This is a genomic window from Sulfurimonas sp., assembly GCF_018698455.1.
Classification (GTDB): domain Bacteria; phylum Campylobacterota; class Campylobacteria; order Campylobacterales; family Sulfurimonadaceae; genus Sulfurimonas.
In genome coordinates this window covers 1-17,958 of record NZ_JABIOQ010000040.1, presented here as the reverse complement: position 1 = coordinate 17,958, position 17,958 = coordinate 1, and the positions used below count along the sequence as shown (strand labels likewise).

24 protein-coding genes are annotated in these 17,958 nt (G+C 32.9%); 17 read left to right on the top strand and 7 right to left on the bottom strand.

Annotated elements, in window-relative coordinates; genetic code table 11:
* On the bottom strand, positions 1–1,389 hold a 1,389-nt coding region (locus HOG88_RS05530), incomplete at its 3' end, for an ion transporter (protein ID WP_295004047.1).
* Positions 1,390–1,392: 3 nt separating this feature from the next.
* Entirely contained in the window at positions 1,393–2,820 is a 1,428-nt protein-coding gene (gatB, locus tag HOG88_RS05525; RefSeq protein ID WP_295004045.1) for an Asp-tRNA(Asn)/Glu-tRNA(Gln) amidotransferase subunit GatB, read from the bottom strand.
* Positions 2,821–3,232: 412 nt separating this feature from the next.
* Here gatB and HOG88_RS05520 point away from each other — a divergent pair, with 412 nt between their 5' ends.
* A complete protein-coding gene (locus tag HOG88_RS05520; protein WP_295004043.1) occupies positions 3,233–3,556 on the top strand; it encodes a hypothetical protein in 324 nt (107 codons plus the stop codon).
* A 113-nt stretch (positions 3,557–3,669) separates the two neighbouring features.
* Entirely contained in the window at positions 3,670–4,359 is a 690-nt protein-coding gene (locus HOG88_RS05515; protein WP_295004041.1) for an alpha/beta hydrolase, read from the top strand.
* A gap of 72 nt (positions 4,360–4,431) precedes the next feature.
* Here the strand turns inward: HOG88_RS05515 and HOG88_RS05510 are convergent, their stop codons facing one another.
* The 4 genes from HOG88_RS05510 to HOG88_RS05495 form a co-directional block, all read right to left on the bottom strand.
* Complete coding sequence (locus HOG88_RS05510; protein WP_295004039.1) at positions 4,432–4,701, bottom strand: hypothetical protein; 270 nt, start codon at positions 4,699–4,701, stop codon at positions 4,432–4,434.
* A gap of 10 nt (positions 4,702–4,711) precedes the next feature.
* Complete coding sequence (locus tag HOG88_RS05505) at positions 4,712–5,386, bottom strand: F0F1 ATP synthase subunit A (RefSeq protein ID WP_295004037.1); 675 nt, start codon at positions 5,384–5,386, stop codon at positions 4,712–4,714.
* 68 nt (positions 5,387–5,454) lie between these two features.
* Positions 5,455–7,023, bottom strand: coding sequence for a ribonuclease Y (rny, locus tag HOG88_RS05500; protein WP_295004035.1), 1,569 nt, complete (start codon positions 7,021–7,023; stop codon positions 5,455–5,457).
* Positions 7,024–7,032: 9 nt separating this feature from the next.
* The gene (locus tag HOG88_RS05495) at positions 7,033–7,584 is read right to left on the bottom strand and encodes a 5-formyltetrahydrofolate cyclo-ligase (protein WP_295004033.1); all 552 of its coding nucleotides are present in this window, start codon (positions 7,582–7,584) and stop codon (positions 7,033–7,035) included.
* A gap of 44 nt (positions 7,585–7,628) precedes the next feature.
* Between HOG88_RS05495 and HOG88_RS05490 the strand changes: the two genes are divergently transcribed.
* The 12 genes from HOG88_RS05490 (at position 7,629) to acpS (ending at position 15,682) form a co-directional block, all read left to right on the top strand.
* The gene (locus HOG88_RS05490) at positions 7,629–8,210 is read left to right on the top strand and encodes a TlpA disulfide reductase family protein (protein ID WP_295004031.1); all 582 of its coding nucleotides are present in this window, start codon (positions 7,629–7,631) and stop codon (positions 8,208–8,210) included.
* Entirely contained in the window at positions 8,211–9,089 is an 879-nt protein-coding gene (ftsY, locus tag HOG88_RS05485) for a signal recognition particle-docking protein FtsY (protein ID WP_295004029.1), read from the top strand. It abuts the gene before it with no gap.
* Positions 9,090–9,211: 122 nt separating this feature from the next.
* Positions 9,212–10,558: a DNA repair protein RadA gene (gene radA / locus HOG88_RS05480; protein ID WP_295004049.1), complete on the top strand. Its 1,347-nt coding sequence runs from the start codon at positions 9,212–9,214 to the stop codon at positions 10,556–10,558.
* Positions 10,559–10,676: 118 nt separating this feature from the next.
* A complete protein-coding gene (gene fliL / locus HOG88_RS05475; protein WP_295004027.1) occupies positions 10,677–11,216 on the top strand; it encodes a flagellar basal body-associated protein FliL in 540 nt (179 codons plus the stop codon).
* Positions 11,217–11,617: 401 nt separating this feature from the next.
* Complete coding sequence (locus HOG88_RS05470) at positions 11,618–11,752, top strand: hypothetical protein (RefSeq protein ID WP_295004025.1); 135 nt, start codon at positions 11,618–11,620, stop codon at positions 11,750–11,752.
* Positions 11,753–11,973: 221 nt separating this feature from the next.
* On the top strand, positions 11,974–12,306 hold the full coding sequence (locus HOG88_RS05465) for a hypothetical protein (RefSeq protein ID WP_295004024.1): 333 nt from the start codon (positions 11,974–11,976) through the stop codon (positions 12,304–12,306).
* A gap of 472 nt (positions 12,307–12,778) precedes the next feature.
* Positions 12,779–13,414: a hypothetical protein gene (locus tag HOG88_RS05460; protein ID WP_295004022.1), complete on the top strand. Its 636-nt coding sequence runs from the start codon at positions 12,779–12,781 to the stop codon at positions 13,412–13,414.
* A complete protein-coding gene (locus tag HOG88_RS05455) occupies positions 13,411–14,004 on the top strand; it encodes a hypothetical protein (protein WP_295004020.1) in 594 nt (197 codons plus the stop codon). Before HOG88_RS05460 ends, HOG88_RS05455 begins: the two co-directional genes overlap by 4 nt.
* A 262-nt stretch (positions 14,005–14,266) precedes the next feature.
* Positions 14,267–14,560: a nucleotidyltransferase domain-containing protein gene (locus HOG88_RS05450; RefSeq protein WP_295004019.1), complete on the top strand. Its 294-nt coding sequence runs from the start codon at positions 14,267–14,269 to the stop codon at positions 14,558–14,560.
* Complete coding sequence (locus HOG88_RS05445; RefSeq protein ID WP_295004017.1) at positions 14,553–14,924, top strand: HepT-like ribonuclease domain-containing protein; 372 nt, start codon at positions 14,553–14,555, stop codon at positions 14,922–14,924. The genes HOG88_RS05450 and HOG88_RS05445 overlap by 8 nt, the downstream gene beginning before the upstream one ends.
* Positions 14,925–14,952: 28 nt before the next feature.
* On the top strand, positions 14,953–15,150 hold the full coding sequence (locus HOG88_RS05440; RefSeq protein WP_295004015.1) for a hypothetical protein: 198 nt from the start codon (positions 14,953–14,955) through the stop codon (positions 15,148–15,150).
* Between the two features lie 148 nt (positions 15,151–15,298).
* Positions 15,299–15,682 carry a holo-ACP synthase gene (acpS, locus tag HOG88_RS05435; RefSeq protein WP_295004013.1) on the top strand — a complete coding sequence of 128 codons (384 nt, stop codon included), beginning with the start codon at positions 15,299–15,301 and terminating at the stop codon, positions 15,680–15,682.
* On the opposite strand, the gene thiS is transcribed toward acpS, so the two are convergent.
* Positions 15,650–15,850, bottom strand: coding sequence for a sulfur carrier protein ThiS (thiS, locus tag HOG88_RS05430; RefSeq protein WP_295004011.1), 201 nt, complete (start codon positions 15,848–15,850; stop codon positions 15,650–15,652). The two genes, acpS and thiS, sit on opposite strands and share 33 nt — an antisense overlap.
* Positions 15,851–15,968: 118 nt before the next feature.
* Here thiS and HOG88_RS05425 point away from each other — a divergent pair, with 118 nt between their 5' ends.
* From HOG88_RS05425 to HOG88_RS05415, 3 genes are all read left to right on the top strand, one after another.
* Positions 15,969–17,108 carry a succinyldiaminopimelate transaminase gene (locus HOG88_RS05425; RefSeq protein ID WP_295004009.1) on the top strand — a complete coding sequence of 380 codons (1,140 nt, stop codon included), beginning with the start codon at positions 15,969–15,971 and terminating at the stop codon, positions 17,106–17,108.
* On the top strand, positions 17,101–17,607 hold the full coding sequence (locus tag HOG88_RS05420) for a hypothetical protein (RefSeq protein ID WP_295004007.1): 507 nt from the start codon (positions 17,101–17,103) through the stop codon (positions 17,605–17,607). The genes HOG88_RS05425 and HOG88_RS05420 overlap by 8 nt, the downstream gene beginning before the upstream one ends.
* A gap of 3 nt (positions 17,608–17,610) precedes the next feature.
* On the top strand, positions 17,611–17,958 hold a 348-nt coding region (locus tag HOG88_RS05415; protein ID WP_295004005.1), incomplete at its 3' end, for a Mur ligase domain-containing protein.

The window sequence follows — 17,958 nt, the reverse complement described above, 5'->3', positions numbered from 1 at the left end:
ATTTGTAAGTGATCCTACTGTTGGGTAGTTATGTATTATTCTTGTCGTAACTATAATTTCGTCAATATCCACATTTGTATATTCACTTCTAAGTTGATGAATGACTTCAAACGCAGCAGGCTGACCTACTAACTCTTTTGTAATAAGACCAATTAACTCTTGAGGATAAACTATATTGTTTATACCAGCAAACTCAAGTTTTTTTCTATTTGAATCTTTCATAAGTAGTGAAAGAATAAAAATATCTTTATCAAGAGAGCGCACTGTTAAAGCAGTATAAACATTTTCAATATCATCTTCACGAAGACATAAGATAGCTTTAACCTGTTTTTTTATATCTATGTTCAATTTTTTATAAGTCTCAACACTACCTGGCGAGTAACTCATTGCTATAAGTCCATCTCTTCTTGCACTTTGGACTCTTGCTAAATCATCATCTAAAACAATAATATTATGAACACTTTGACTTAGTTTTCGTGTCACTTCCTTTGCGATACTATCATATCCACATACAAGATAATAATCTTTAAGTTTTGCAATATCTTCAATATTTTTAACTTCTTTTATTTCATCTAGTTTTTCTGTGAAAGCGGAGACAACTAAAGAAGTAGTAAAAGCTAAAACTACGACACCCGTAATTATAACTAACATAGAGACAAGCCGACCCTCTGTAGTCGTTGGAGTAATGTCACCATAACCAACCGTAGATATAGTCACAATAGACCAATAAAGAGCTTCAAAAAGTGTATCTATAGGGGAGTCTGGATTATTTGCTTCCATGACATAAATCAGGACTGAAGATACAAATATAACAACAGAAGCGAATATTCCAAGAGTTAAAAATTCAAACTTCTTAGTTGTAAGTAGTCCTGCTAAAGTTTGAAAGCTTTTTGCATATCTAAAAAGTTTAAAAACACGAAAAAGTATCAATATACGAAGAAGTCTTAACTCATGAAAAAATGGAAGTATTGCGATAAAGTCAATAATAGTTCGGACAGAGAGTATATACTTAAACTTAATGCTAAGGATTTCTCTAAATGTGCTTAAAAGATTAATATCCCGAGATAAGAAGCTGTCATGTTCCGAACGACTCACTATTATTTTACTCACACTACTACTAACCCATAAACGTAACATATACTCAACAAAAAATATAATAGATATAACATAGTTACTAAAATAAAGTAAATAATCATTCACATGAAATTTCACTTCTCTTATTAAAACACAAACACTAATAAAGATAAGTAAAATCATTAATATATCTACATATTTTTTATATCTATACTTATCGTTTTCAAGTAGATTATAGAAGAAGTGTTTATTTGCCTGATAAGACTTAGATGTTTGTAAAAAATATGCAGCATCTAATATCAGGTGTTTGAACATTAACTAGCCTAGTTTAGTTTTTAGAAGTTCGTTAACAGCTTGAGGGTCTGCACTTCCTTTTGAAGCTTTCATTACTTGGCCAACAAAGAAACCGAAGAGTTTATCTTTACCACCCTTGTACTGTTCTACTTTTTCGGGGTTTGCAGCAATTATTTCATCACATATAGCTTCAATTGCTCCTGTGTCCGTAACTTGTTTTAGTCCTAAAGTCTCAATTGCACCGTCAACATCAACATCATTTTCCATTAAGTAATCAAGTACATCTTTAGCTGCTTTTCCTGAGATAGTTTTATCATCTATTCTCAAAGCTAATAACCCTAGTTTCACAGCATTAACCGGTGAGTTACTTATGTTTAGTTCACCCTTTAGACGAGCTAGAAGTTCAACTGTTAAAAGTGATGTAGCAGTTTTACCTGTTACCCCTTTATTACCCATCATAGATTCAAAAAAGTGTGCCAATTCAACACTTGAAGTAATCACAGCAGCATTATAATCATTAAGTCCGAACTCTTTTACAAATCTATCGCGTTTAGCATCTGGAAGTTCAGGAATCTGAGAATATTTTTCAAACATTTCATCACTAATAACAGCCTTAAGTAAATCTGGCTCAGGGAAGTAACGATAATCAGCTGCTTCTTCTTTTCCACGCATAGAACGAGTCTCATTTTTTTCTTGGTCATAAAGACGAGTCTCTTGGACTATCTCTTCATTATAAACGCCATCTTCCCATGCTTCACTCTGGCGAGCAACTTCAACGGCAATAGCTTTTTCAATAAACTTAAATGAGTTAATGTTTTTAACCTCTACACGAGTATAAAGTTTTTCATCACCTTTTGGACGAATAGAAACATTTACATCAACGCGAAATGATCCCTCTTGCATATTAGCATCACCTATATCTAGGTAACGAATAATAGAGTGGAGTTTTTTAAGGTAAAGTATAGCTTCTTCTGAGCTTCTCATATCAGGTTGCGTTACTATCTCTAAAAGTGGTGTTCCCGCACGATTTAAGTCTACCTTAGAAATATCACCATCATGAATATTTTTACCAGCATCAGCTTCTATATGAGCGAAACCTATACGGATGCTTTTTTTAGAACCGTCTTGGAAATCAATTTCTAAATTACCATTTTGAATAACTGGAGTATAAAATTGTGTGATTTGATATGCCGAAGGACTATCTGGATAAAAATATGATTTACGGTCAAAGTAAGAAGTACGATTTACTGTTGCACCAACAGCAGTTCCAAGCATAACAGCTTTTTGTAAAACTTCTTGGTTAAGAACAGGTAAAGCACCAGGAAGTGCTAAACAAGTTGGACAAGTATTTGTATTTTGTTTATGATTAAAACTGGTAGCACACGAGCAAAATAGTTTAGTTTTTGTGTTGAGCTGAACATGGACTTCAAGACCTATAACGACTTCAAACATAGATTTCCTTAGAATAAAAATTATAATTTATCTATTTTAACCAAAGAAAGCTTTAAAAGTTGTTATTTAGTATACACTTACCTAACACTGAGCAATGGGAACGAGAAAAATCATTCTATACTTATTGGCGTTATTTATTTTTCAAGGGACATTATGTCCTTTTATCCCGATATATAATAATTAACACTCATTTGTGTTCCAATAATGGACATTTCAGTATTAAATGCACACTTTTTTCTTAAGATTTAGTAGTATATTTCTTCATATAATTTTATAATAATTAAAATATCCCCTATATCAGGCAGTTTTAGGCAGCTGTAAGTGGACACTTTTTATGTGTATTATTGTTTGTTTTTAAGGCTAAAGTCTCTATAATGAGATTGAATAAATAGTTAGGAGTCTAAATACAAATATGTTAAAAGTTATTTTTTTTTCATCATTCGGATTCGCAATATTTGCTAGTTTTTTTACGTTGTTATTCTATTTTGGAGATTGGCCAAGAATAGGAACTACATTTGTACTAGGATTGTTTTTAGGATTAGTAGCTGCTCCTGAGTTTGAACCAAAAGCATTCAAACATCCAATAATGTTTCAATTTTTTGGAGGATTATTTTTTGGAATGATATTGGGAATATTTTTAAAATTAGATACTTCCAGCATCATTGCAACAGCTGTCATTGGGGCTTTGCTAGGTGGAACAGCATCATATTGGGTTAAGCATGCGCCTTTACCATAAGTTGTTACTCTTATTAAACGCTCCTAACAAGTACGCGGAGCGAATAGTTTCCCCGAGGGGAAAACTATATCGCTCACGATGAACGTTATAAGACTAAAAGGCAAATCTTAAAAATGAAACTTGTATTGCTTCCTGGTCTTGATGGAACAGGAAAACTATTTGCACCATTAATTGAAGCTCTTCCAAGTTCAATAGATATACAAGTCATAACTTACCCCTTAAATAAAGAACAGTCATACAATGAGCTTATTGAATATGTAAAACAAAATCTTCCAGAGGAAGAGTTTGTTTTACTTGCAGAATCATTTTCAGGGCCAATAGCTTATCAAGTTGCACTTTCTAAGCCAAAACAACTAAAATCTTTAATTTTAGTTGCAACTTTTTTAGAAAATCCAAGACCGTTCTTATTAAAGTTTATCCCTAGTAGTAGAGTATTGGCGTTGCCAATACCTACTATCTTATCAAGAATATTTTTTCTAGGTTTTTCTGTAAAAACGAAAGTTATTGAACTATTTAATAAGGCAATAAAAACTGTATCACCAAGTGTAATTCAATACAGACTAAAAGAAATTACACAACTTAAACCTAGTAGCCAAAAGGTTAAACTGAAAACAACTTATATTCAAGCTTCAAATGATAAACTTGTTCCAAGTAAATCTTTACAAGATTGGCAAAAGGTTTGTGATGAGATAGATATTTTCACGGTAAAAGGTGAACACTTTATTTTACAGGCAAACTCTATAAGATGTGCAGAAGTAGTCACTGAAGCAGTACGTCTTATAACAAGAACGAGGAGCGAATAATTTACCCAAGGGCGGGTAAAATTATATCGCTCACGACGAACGGTACACACAGCACCAATATTATAAACCATCTCAAAAGTTAGTCTCTTTAGAGTAGATTTTTTCTAAAAGTTCTGTCTGTTTTTTAGACTCTTCTAGCCGTTTTTTATTTACAGAAAATGCATCTAAAGCCAAAATGAAAAAGAGTGAAAATACAATATACAGAAGTGTTAGAAAGATAGCGAGGTATGTACCAAAAAGAATGAAAAATTTGAAAGTCATAAGAGCACCTAAAAGGACAATAGCCCAAGATGCTCCTTGCAAAAAGCTTATGATTTTATCATAATTATCTTTTTGCATCATAGCAGAAAACCTAGTGGTCTTCTATAGTAACAGCACCACCAAGGTAAACGTAAGTAAGCATCATGAATATGAAAGCTTGTAAAAGTGCCATAAAAGTCAATAGTGCAAATGGAACCATTGGTAAAATCCATGGAGCCAGCATAAGGATAACCATCAAGAACATATCATCACCTTTTACATTTCCAAAAAGACGGAAAGATAAAGACACTAAACGTGAGAAGTGAGAAACGATTTCAATTGGAAACATTAACCAGTATAACCACCATACTGGACCTAAGAAGTGCTTAAAGTATTTTACAACACCTTGTCTACGGATACCTTCGAAGTTATAATAAACAAAAACAACAAGAGCCAGAGTTAAAGGCATTTCTAAAAATGCAGTTGGAGCTTCAAAACCTGGAACAACACCAATTAAGTTAGCGATACCGACAAAAAGACCAATAGTTGCAACTAGTGGAAGGTAACGACTAGCCGCTTCTTTTCCCATTACATCTGTTCCCATTTGTAAAACACCAGAAATGTATGCTTCCATAATGTTTTGAGTACCTTTTGGAACTAACTGTAAGTTACTCATTGCTACTCTTACTAAAAGTAGTGCAATACCTGCTGAAAGAAGCATGTGTGTGATGTAGATAAATGTCTTGTCATGTGTGATAAGACCGAAAAAAGTAAACAATTCTGGCATAGAAAAGCTCCTGTGGGAAATTAATTACGAGATTATAGTGAGTTTTGCATTAAAAGATTCTAAAATCTCTATTTTGCATACTCAACAGCTCGACTTTCACGGATGACATTGACTTTAATTTCACCCGGGTATTGAACTTTATCTTCTATCGCTTTGGCTATTTCTTTAGCCATTAGAATAGACTCGTCATCATTGATTAATGTCGCATTTACTATTACCCGTACTTCGCGTCCTGCATTGATTGCATAAGACTGTTTAACTCCGGCATGAGAAGAAGCAATCTCTTCTATTTCGGTCACACGTTTTAAGAAACTCTCAAGTACTTCACGTCTTGCACCTGGTCGTGCTGCTGAGAGTGCATCTGCAGCACAGACTGCACCACATTCTATAGTATTAATCTCTTCTTGCCCATGGTGTGCATAAATAGCATTTATAACGACTTCACCTTCGTTATAACGTCTACAAACTTCTGCCCCTAAATCAACATGACTTCCATCATGATCATGAGTAAGTGATTTTCCTATATCATGGAGTAAACCTGCTCGTTTTGCAAGAACTGGGTCTCCGCCCATTTCTGATGCCATGATACCTGCTAAGTATGCTACTTCAAGAGTATGCGCAAGAGCATTTTGTCCATAACTAGCACGATAACGTAGTCTACCAATGAGCTTTAAAAGTTCTGGATGCATTACCCCAACATTCATCTCAGCTACTAATTCTTCACCTTCATGAAGGATATTTGCTTCAAATTCACTACTTACTTTATTAAAGATCTCTTCAATACGTGCAGGTTGGATACGCCCATCTGCAATCAAAAGTTGTAAAGTTTTTGTAGCAATAGCTCGTCTATAAAGATTAAAACTACTAACAAGTATAGTATTTGGTGTGTCATCAATAATAATATCCACACCCATAAGTGTTTCTAAAGAACGTATATTTCGTCCTTCTTTACCAATAATTCGACCTTTTAATTCATCATTATCTAAATGAACATTATTTGTTAAACGTTCATTTGCAAACTCTCCAGCAAAACGGCTTGTCGCCTGAGCAAGGATATAGTTTGCTTTTTTCTCACCCTCTTCTTTTGCTTGGTTCTCATACTTTCTTACTATATGCGCTATATCTCCACGAGATTTTTCTTCCACTTTCTCAAAGAGAATAGTTTTAGCCTCAGCCTGTGTTAGCCCGGCACTATGTTCTATAGTATGAATTGCTTCATCTATCTTTTTTTCATATTTTTCTTGTAGTGAAGTCAAAGACTTCTCATTTCTTTGTAAATTAACTTTTTTTGCTTTAACTATAGAATATTCAGATTCTATCTTATTACTTTGAGTTTGTTTAAATCGACTAAAAGCCTGCTCTTTACGGATAAGTTCATCTTCTCTTTGATGCATATCTTCTTTAGCTCTTTGTTTAGCACTATCAAATTCTTTTTTTGCCTCTAGTTCAATCTCGCTTGACTTTAGGTGAGCATGTTTTAAAAGTGTTTGTGCTTCATTGTCAATAGCTTTTGCTTTCGCTTTGGCTTGTTGCGTATATATTTCAAAGTTTGCACTAGTTATTTTTTTAGAAATGAGAAACCCGATTACACCACTAACCGTAGCTATAGAGCCACCAAGTAGTATTGCGTTTAACATTTTAATATCCTATATTTTTTTAATCACTTTTGTAGGTGTTAAGAGTACATCACATTTAACATCATAACTGTCACAAATGAACTCTTTTGTATAACATAATTCTAGTTGTGTAAAAATTGTATATGGTTTCTTTTGTAACTTCTCAAAGAAACGATCATACATTCCTTTTCCAAAACCAACTCTTTGTAAATTACCATCAACCCCGACTGCAGGGACTATTACTGTATCTATTTTACTTATTTTTCTTACTGTATTTCCCGCTTCAAAAATACCAAATTTTTTCTTTTTTAGCGGTAGTCTAAATGGTACCATCTTAAAACTTTCGCCTTGCATAAATGGTATATAAACTTCTCTCTTTCTTCTCATAACTATTAAAGTTTTTCTGATATCACCTTCAATTTTTAAGGGATAATAAAAAAGTATTTTCTTCCCTTTACTTTTTTCTAAAAGTTCAAGAAGTTTTTTATTCAGTAATTTTTCTTTATAGAGCCTATTATGTTTGGGTGAACTTCTCATCTTCTGTAAACAAGTTTGTCTAAATGTACTTTTATTAAGAGTCATATTTAATCTTTAATCGCTATAATTTCACATATATTACACAAAATATGCAAAAAATAATACTAAAAGGAATTAAAACTATGTTTAGTGCAAAATTAATATCATCTCTTCTCACTCTAACACTACTATTGAGTGCATGTTCTGACTCAGAAGATGCAAACTCTTTACTATCTACAAATGAATACATTCTTACATCTCTTGATAAGCAAGAATATATAGTTACTAAAACAGCAAGTGGTTTTGATGTTAAACAAGCAAAAGATAAAGTTATTATTTTAAATATATTTGCTACATGGTGTCCACCTTGTAAAGCAGAAGCTTCTCATCTTACATCACTACAAAAAAAGTATAAAGATGACTTACTAATCTTAGGAATCAGTGTTGAAGATGATATTGCTGATGCAAAACTTGTTCAATTTGCTAAAGACTATAATGCAAAATATGCACTTGTTAACTCTCCAGAAAATTCACGTATTATTAATGCTGTCGCTACAGAATTAAAAATTGGACGAAACTTTGGTATTCCACTTATGGCTATGTATAAAAATGGAAAACTTGTAAACTACTATCAAGGTGCGACTGAAGAAGAGTTTATAGAAAGCGATATAAAAAAGGCCTTAGGTCACTAAATGTTCGGTTTTATAAAAAATTCCCTCAGTAAAACAGTTGGTGCCCTTAAAACAATAGTTCCAAAAAGAAAAATGAGTTTTACTCATGCTGAAATAGAAGACATTTTACTAGAAGCTGATGTTGCATATGAACTTGTTGAAAAAATACTCAGCGAGACATACCAAGATAAAATTACACGTGAAATACTTCGTTCTAAACTACTCGCTACACTTGCATTTACTTCGTATAAAGAACCAGAGTTTAATCCACCTTTTGTTGAACTTATTATTGGAGTTAATGGTGCTGGGAAAACGACAACTATTTCAAAACTCGCAAACAAATATAAAAGTATGGGAAAAAGTGTCATGCTTGGGGCAGGAGATACGTTTCGTGCGGCAGCCATTGAGCAACTCACTCTCTGGGCTAAAAAACTCGATGTTCCCATAATATCTTCCAAACAAGGTCATGATAGTTCAGCTGTCGCGTTCGATACAATAGACTCTGCAAAAAGTAAAAAAATTGATCATGTCATTATTGACACCGCAGGACGCCTTCATACTCAAACAAATCTTGCCAATGAACTTATAAAGATAAATAGAATCTGCGACAAGGCACATGCTGGAGCACCACACAGAACCGTTTTAGTAATTGATGGCACACAAGGAAACTCAGCAATAGCACAGGCGAAGGCATTTAATGAGATGATTGGAATAGACGGTATCATCATCACAAAACTTGATGGTACAGCTAAGGGTGGAAGTGTCTTTAGTATCGCATTTGCACTTGAACTTCCTATAATTTTTGTAGGAGTTGGTGAGCAACCTGAAGACCTAACACCTTTTAACAAACATGAATTTGTTGATGGTTTACTCGATGCCATATATGTGGAAGAAGAGTAAAACCTACTTCTAAGACCTCTCTTTTGTTTTAAATTTATGTCATATTGACATAAATTTAAATCTTTTTCTGATTTTATTCTATAATCCCTCAATTGAGTAAAAATAAATATAAAGATGTAACTATGGCAAAGAAAAAAATACTATTTGAGTGTCAACACTGTGGACTAACAACTCCTAAGTGGATGGGGAAGTGTACTAATTGTGGGGCTTGGGATAGTTTTATAGAACTTGATGAACACCAGCAAGATGTTGTAAAAAAAACAAAATCCACAACTTCAACCGCTTCAAAAGCTGTGAGTATTACTAGTGTTGAAAATGAGACAGTATTTCGTTTCTCTTCACTTGATGCTGAACTAGATAGTGTTCTTGGTGGTGGAATAGTACCAGGTTCGCTTACACTAATTGGTGGAAGCCCTGGTGTTGGAAAGTCAACACTACTTTTAAAGGTTGGCTCAAACATAGCATCAACAAAAAAAGATGTACTCTATGTAACTGGTGAAGAGTCTGCCGGACAGATAAAACTACGAGCCAATAGACTCAAATCTAACGAAGAGTCTTTATACCTTTTAAGTGAAATCAGACTTGAACAAATTTTAATAGAACTTGAACATAGACATTATGACTTTCTAATAATTGACTCTATTCAAACTATATACTCCGAAAACATTGCATCTGCTCCAGGCTCAGTAACACAAGTGCGCCAAACAACTTTTGAACTTATGAGAATTGCCAAAGAAAAAAATATAGCAATTTTCATTATTGGTCATATTACGAAAGAGGGTTCTATCGCTGGTCCAAGAGTACTAGAACATATGGTAGATACTGTTTTATATTTTGAGGGTGATTCTTCACAAGAGTTACGAATACTCAGAGGTTTTAAAAATCGTTTTGGTGCCACTAGTGAAATAGGAGTGTTTGAGATGAGAACTGAAGGTTTAGTTCCTGCAACAGATATAGCCTCACGTTTTTTCAATAGGAACTCTGAACAAAGTGGTTCTGCGCTAACTGTAGTTATGGAAGGCTCTCGCCCTATTATCTTAGAGGTTCAAGCACTTGTCTCAGAATCACACACAAATAACTCTAAACGCCAAGCAACTGGTTTTGATAACAATAGACTTAATATGCTTCTTGCTCTGCTTGAGAGAAAACTAGAGATTCCACTTTCCGGATATGATGTATTTATAAATATTACTGGGGGCATAAAAATTACTGAAACAGCTGCAGATTTAGCAATTTTAGCCGCTATAATTAGTAGTTTTCGTGACCGTGCCATATCTAAGGAAACTGTATTTATAGGCGAAGTTTCTCTTGTGGGTGACGTAAGAGAAGTTTATGCTCTTGATGCTAGACTAAAAGAGGCAAAACTTCAAAATATTACAAAGGCACTCGTCGCGAAGAAACCTCTTACCAAATCAACAATTAAGACATTTACAGTTGATGAAGTTACAAAACTATTAGAGTGGTATTAAATTTCTAAATATAAAGTTTATTTTTCTCATTATAGTTGTATAATAAGTTCAATTAAGAATTAAAGTAATTAACTTATTTATTCGATATGTAATAAAATAATAATTTCAAGGAAGAAGAATGGCTGAAACAGAAGCAAAAGAAGAAGGAGAAAAAGAGAAAAAACCGAAAAATATGTTAATGATAATTATTATTGTTGTATTAGTATTCATTATTATAGTTGGAGTACTTTTTGCCGTGTTTTTTTTAAGTGATGATGCAGAACCAATGCAAAATATGCAACAAGAACAAGAGAAAAGTCAACCTAAAAAAAGACTTTCTAGTAGTAATTACGATAGGACTAGACAACTTGACGATATAGGTATACTTTATCCTATGGATACTTTTACTGTAAACTTAAAAAGTGACTCTGGGAGAAGATTCCTAAAAGTAGGTATGTCATTAGAACTTGATGGAGAAGAACTTAGTTTAGAACTAGATGCAAAAGCACCTGTTCTTCGCGATAGAATTATAAGAATTCTTACTTCTAAAACTCTGGAAGAGATCTCTTCAAAAAAAGGTAAATCAAAAGTTTCAAACGAAATTATTGACACACTCAATGCTATGATCAAAGATGGTGATATTAGAGCTATTTACTTTACAGAATTTGTTATTCAGTAGGCTAATTTAAGCAAATTTCATCAAACCCCTCCAAGCCCCTTTACATAGGGGTTTTCCTATGATACACTATCTTCAAATTAAAGCAAAAAAAAGCGACTTAATAGTAAATATGGGTGCTTAAGATATACCTCAAACTATGGTATATTAAGAGTAAACAAAGGTTTATTTATAAATGGCTGTAAAAAAGCTCTAAAATATGCATAAATTGTCAATCTAAAAATGTTATTTCAAAAGGTTCAAGAAGAGGAATAAAAAGATATTTTTGTAAAGATTGTAAGACCTCATTTAGCTCAAAAAGAAGACCGGCACACCTACAAGAAATTATATTTAAAGAGTACTTCTTACAACGACAAACACTCAAACAACTTTCAGTAAAATATTCTAGATCAATAAGCTGGATTGTGAAACAAAGAGATGAATATATTGTTGATATTAAAGTACATAATCCTAGAGCAGTAAATCTTGTTTGTGATGCAACTTTTTATGGCAAGAGAAAAGATGAGATGCCCCTTGAGGGTACAAGCTTGGCACTTTAGTTTTCAAGGATGTCGAGACTAAAGAAATACTTATATGGAAGCATATTGAAAGTGAAATAGTTAAAGACTACAGATATCTGAAAGAAGAACTCATTGAGCGAGGTTATATCATTGAGAGTGTGACTTTAGATGGCAAAAGAGGCTTATACAAAGCCTTTAAAGATATTCCAATACAAATGTGCCACTTCCATCAAAAGAAAATTATACAGAGATATATTACCATGCGACCAAAACTAGAAGCTAGTAAAGATCTTAAGAGAATAGTTTCTAGGTTAACTCACACTACTGAAAATAATTTAACTAAAAAGATTGATGAATGGTATGATATTTATAAAGATTTTTTAGATGAAAAAAGTATCTCTTCAACTACCGGAGAACTTCATTATACTCATCCAAGAATCAGAGCTGCATACAGAAGTTTAAGAACTAATTTACCTTATCTATTTACTTACAAAAATTATAAAAATCTGCACATTCAAAATACAACAAACGCACTTGTACCGCAAGGGTATAAAAAAAGGTGGAGTCTTCTCTCATATGAAAAATATGATTAGTATACATCGTGGCTTGAGTAAAAGTTTAAAGCTGAATTTAGTTGATTATTATCTAGTAAGTTATAAGAAAAAGTAGAAAAGTAAGCACCCATATTTACTATTAAGTCTAAAAAGAGAGTATTAACAAAACATTAAATTGCAAGTAATATTTGAAGAAAATAAAAAAATGTGACATTATTATGTTAAAGTTTAGTTGATTACAGAAATTCAGCGAAGTTGATACACTGTTATCAATATTTCAAAAAAGGTTTTTTATGTCTAATTTTTTTATTAAGTTACTGCTCTTATCCAGTATGTTCGTTGTCTTAAATGCTCAGAGTGGTCTCACTCAACAACACCTAGTTTAATAGCAGACGATTTTGAAAAATGGCTACAATATACCGATGAAAATCCAAGTGCGAAATTTGGGTGGTTAGCATTTAAAAAATTATTGGGAAAAGTTCCTTATGTAGGTAAAGGAGCGAATGCATCTGTGCAGATTTCTGAAGATGTTGCTAGAAAGTATGAATCTGGTGATATAAAAAGACAAGTTGAAGCATATGAAAAAAGTATTAAACTGGGACACGGTGTACTTGTCTTGGCTCATGCAGAAGGTAATTTTTTTACAAATAAGGCATATAACTCTATTGGTGGGATAACTCCTTGGATGAGAGACTATTTTATAACAGTGGGTTTAGCTTCACCATCGGATATAAAGATACCACATAGCTCTTACCTGACATATGATAATGACCCAATTTCTGTAAAAAATGGTGCAGGAGAAATAGTCCGAAATCCTAAGCGTTACTACGAATGGCTGCCTGGTCTAAATGCGATAGTTGATTCAAGTTCAACAATACCATGTGCTCCAGTAATTATCCCAGATGGTGATACACCAATGTGTAATGCCCCTGAATGGTATTCTCAAGAAAGCAGTTCTGATGATTTTCACAAATTTGATTACTATATGCAAACATCAATAACACAAACGGATATTTATAAATATTTAACTTCTGCAATAGAGTTCCATAATGGTATATTTACCCCTTCTCAATGGATAACAGACCAAGAATTAAATAAAGCTAAAATTACAGTCAAACACAGATTTGATTCTAGCATTACCTCATGAGTGGTATAGAAGTCTATCCATTTTCTCCATCTAAAAAACTTTATCAAGTTAATAATGAATGGGTTAAAGCTAGGTGTAGTGGTTTTAAAGTTGAAACTACTTGGGTAGGACAAGATACAGTTACACAAATAGTAAAATTATCCCACACAGATGCAACACTACCTCATGAGTATATAGCTCCTATATCATGTGATGATGATTATATTTTTAATACAACTAATTATGCCTGTGAACTAATACCATTACCAATGCCTAGTGCCTGGTTTTATAGTACTGCTGTATACGGTAGTAGTAGTCTTGGTTGTTGGAAAGAAAATTTTATGCTACTTTATGGTGCAGATTCAAAACATTTTAAAAGTAGCTGGGAAGTTATAAGTGGTGGGGCAACACTTACATTTTCGCAACAACCTGTATCTAACTGTACTTCTTCAGGTGTTCCTACTTATGCAGGGATATATTGGGTTGCTGTAGCTGACGGATATACAACAGATCCAGATAGATATGCACTAATTAGACATACTGTAACAAGTGCTGATGGTAGAGTAACAACTCATGTTGGTTCGATTAGGACAAGTCCAATACCTTATTAAGATACACACATGTGATTGAATATGCACTTTTTCTCTCGTTCCCAAGTTATGCTTAGGAATGCATATACAAGTAGCATGTAAAAGTATTATTCTATAAAAATATACGAGAGATTATATTTCTAGGAATTTAATTTTTACAAAAACAAACCTTCCGCACTCCATTTGCTGACTCATCCACGACTTACTTCATTGCATTTTGTAAGCTTTCGTAGACGAGTAATAAATATGATATAATAATGCTATCTGCAAAGAAGGAGAAGCTGTGATTAGTCGTGATGAAACACTAAATATACTTAAAAACTATAAAAATAATAATATAAAAAAGTATGAAATTTTAGAACTTGGTTTATTTGGTTCGCTTGCTAGAAATCAAGCTTCTTCTGATAGTGATGTAGATATTTGTATTAAAACAAAAACTCCTGATATGTTTGCTCTAGTACATATTAAAGAAGAGCTTCAAATCCTTTTATCCAACTCTATTGATATTGTCAGAATTAGAGATAGGATGAATCCTTATTTAAAAAATAGAATAGATAACGAGTCAATATATGTATGATAAATCTCTAATTATTGAGATACTAATACAAATTTTACATGCTTCAAAAACAGTAGAGCAAAGATTTAAAATTGTTGATAGTATTGACTACTTTATGGATACACCAGAGGGTTTGGAAAAGTTGGATGGAATTTGTATGCAATTAATAGCTATTGGAGAAAGTTTAAAGAACATTGATAAAATTACAAATAAAACTTTATTAGAAAAATATCCGCAAGTAGATTGGAAAGGTGCAAAAGGAATTAGAGATATAATCTCTCATCACTACTTTGACCTTGATGCAGAAGAAATTTATTTTGTGTGTGATACAAAACTTGATACACTCATAAAAACTATTGAAAAAATACTTGAAGATTTAAAGTAAAAAAACTTTGATATTAAACAAGGAGTTTATGCAAGAAGCAATTATTAGAATAGATGAACTACAAAATGAGATAATTGAAAAGTCAAAAATGATTGATGGTTCAGATGAATATGTTAAGCAAAAAATGAAGTTATTTAAACGAAGTAAAAAAGCTGAAAAAGAATTACGAAACATTCGAAGAGAAGAAAAAATTTTAACTAAGGATTTTCTATCCACTTGCAAGTAAAAAATAGGTGGACTTTTAGCGGACTTGGTGCTTTTTTGAAGAAGATAAAAAATACTCAAAACAATGTTATACAGGGAAAAACAATGAATTTATGTTACCAAAATACTCAGAATTTGTTATTCAGTAATTTAAAAAAAGACATAGATAAATGCTTGGTTTAGACATCATTAAAATCTCTCGTATGTCTCGACTTATAGAGAGATTTGGTGATAAAGGTCTTAAGAGATTTCTGTGTAATGATGAAATTCTACTTGTCAAGAGTGATAAAACTGCAGCTGGTTTTTGGGCTGTTAAAGAAGCTTTTTCTAAGGCCTTAGGTACGGGTATTGGTAAAGAGTGTTCATTTCACGATATAAGAATCTACAAAACCTCAAAAGGTGCACCAAAAATAGCTCTGAGTAAAAAACTAATCGAAAACTTTTCTATCTTAGATGTTACCCTTTCTATCACACATGATGGAGATTATGCTATTGGTGGAGTAACTATAGAGCTTGAAAAATCAGCCGCCGCCAACAAAGTCCAAGAGTTCTAATTTATCATTATTAATAAGAATATGTGTATCCCAACTGTCTTGTTTAACTATATCCATGTTAATGGCTGCAGCCATTACTTTTCCTTCTAAAGACAACTCTTTTAAGACTTCACTTAATGTTATCCCTTCGTTAAATTCTCTTTCTTCACCATTTACTGTTATTTTCAAAATATTCTCACTTTAATTTATTGTTATTATAATTGTATCAGTTAATATTGAAATAATGCTAATATTTTGATGATTTTTTTAGATATAATTGCACTAATATTAAAAAACGGCAAAACTTATGAACTTTGAACCCTATCCATTTGAAAAACTAAATGATTTACTCCAAAATATCACACCAAATTCTAACTATGAACCATCTGTCTTAACCATTGGGGAACCTCAGTTTGACACACCTACTTTCATACAAAATGCACTCTCACAGAACTCTCAACTTTTACGAAAGTACCCAAAAACGGGTGGAGAAAAAAACCTTAGAGAAGCGATGATAAACTTTTTTTCTAAAAGATTTAATGTTTTACTAGATAATTCTCAAATAATTCCAACATTTGGAACTCGTGAAGTACTTTTTAATTTTCCTCAGTTTTTACTTTTTGACAAAATAAATCCAGTCATGGCATTTACAAATCCTTTCTACCAAATTTATGAGGGAGCCGCAATTGCTACTCGCTCAAAAACTATACATCTTAATCTCAACGAAGAGAACAATTTTAAAGCAACTATCAATGAAGAAGAACTAGCAGAGTGTGATCTTGTCATTCTTAACTACCCAAATAATCCTACTACTTCTACACTTACAATAGAAGAGTTAGGAGAATGGATTTACTTAGCTCTTAAGCATAACTTTGTTCTTTTAAATGATGAGTGCTATAGTGAGATTTATACAGATACTTCGACACCTTCACTTCTTGAAGCATCGGTACATGTCGGTAATATTGATTTTCAAAATATCTTAGTTATAAACTCTATTTCTAAACGTTCTTCTGCTCCAGGTTTACGTTCTGGTTTTATTGCTGGAGATGCCAAAATATTAGCAGAGTACATGAAATATAGAACTTATGTTGGTTGTGCTTCACCTCTTCCTCTTCAAAGTGCTGCTGCAGCTGCTTGGAGTGATGAAGTTCATGTAGAAAAATCTAGAGAGATTTATAAAAAGAACTTTGCACTTGCTAAAGAGATTCTTGGTGTGAATGTGCCAAAGGCTACATTTTACATCTGGCTCAAAGTCCAGAATGCTCTAGAGTTTACAGTAAAGCTATATCAAGAGTACAACGTTAAAGTACTCCCTGGAGAATTCTTAGCAAGAGAAGATTCACAAGGGCAAAACCCTGGTATAGGTTATGTAAGAATTGCCTTAGTTGAAGATGAAGTAAAAACACAAAATGCGCTTAAAAGAATTAAGGAATGTTTAGATGCCTAGAAATGAAGAAGATTTAAAAAAAGAAATATTAAAAGCACAAGAAAGTGCAGATATTGCATCATTATATGTTTTAGAAGAAGAAGCACATTCAGTATTTACTGAAGACGACATGCATGGTTATTATGCAAACATCTTAGACTTAGCACTTGAAAACCTTACAAATGCTCTTGAGTCTCATAGAAAAATGGACATGCAAGAAGTACAGGATTTCGCGACAACTAGAGCACTTTATGAGTATGCTATGGAACATTACAGTGAAGAAGCAATCAAAGATGCATCTGCCCTTTTTGAAGTACTAAGTGGTCTTACAAATGATGCTAAATTTTCATCAGCACTTAAACTCCACTGGATAGCTACTTTAGAAAATATTTCTTTAGACGATTTCATATCTAAGATAGCAGATATAGAGCTTACTCAAAGTAATTGTACTTTTTATATCTCAAGCTTTACTAAAGAGGCACAACTTTTGCTAGATAATGCCAAGATAGAGACGGAGTAGTATATGAAAATTCATTTTATTGGTATTGGTGGTATAGGTATCTCAGGTTTAGCTCAGTACATGCACTTTAAAGGTCATACTGTAAGTGGTTCAGACATAAAAGATACACCTATCACACAAAAACTAGTAAAAATGGGAATCAATATTACTGTTCCTCACTCGGCCAATGCTATTACAGACCAAGACTTAGTAGTTCACTCTGCTATTATTCGCCCTGATAATGCAGAGGTAGTAGCCGCAAAAGAAAAAGGAATAGAAGTTTTAGCTCGTCGTGAAGCACTTCTGAAAATCCTTGACGATAGAAAAGTTTACTCTGTTGCTGGTGCACATGGTAAAAGCACAACTACTGCT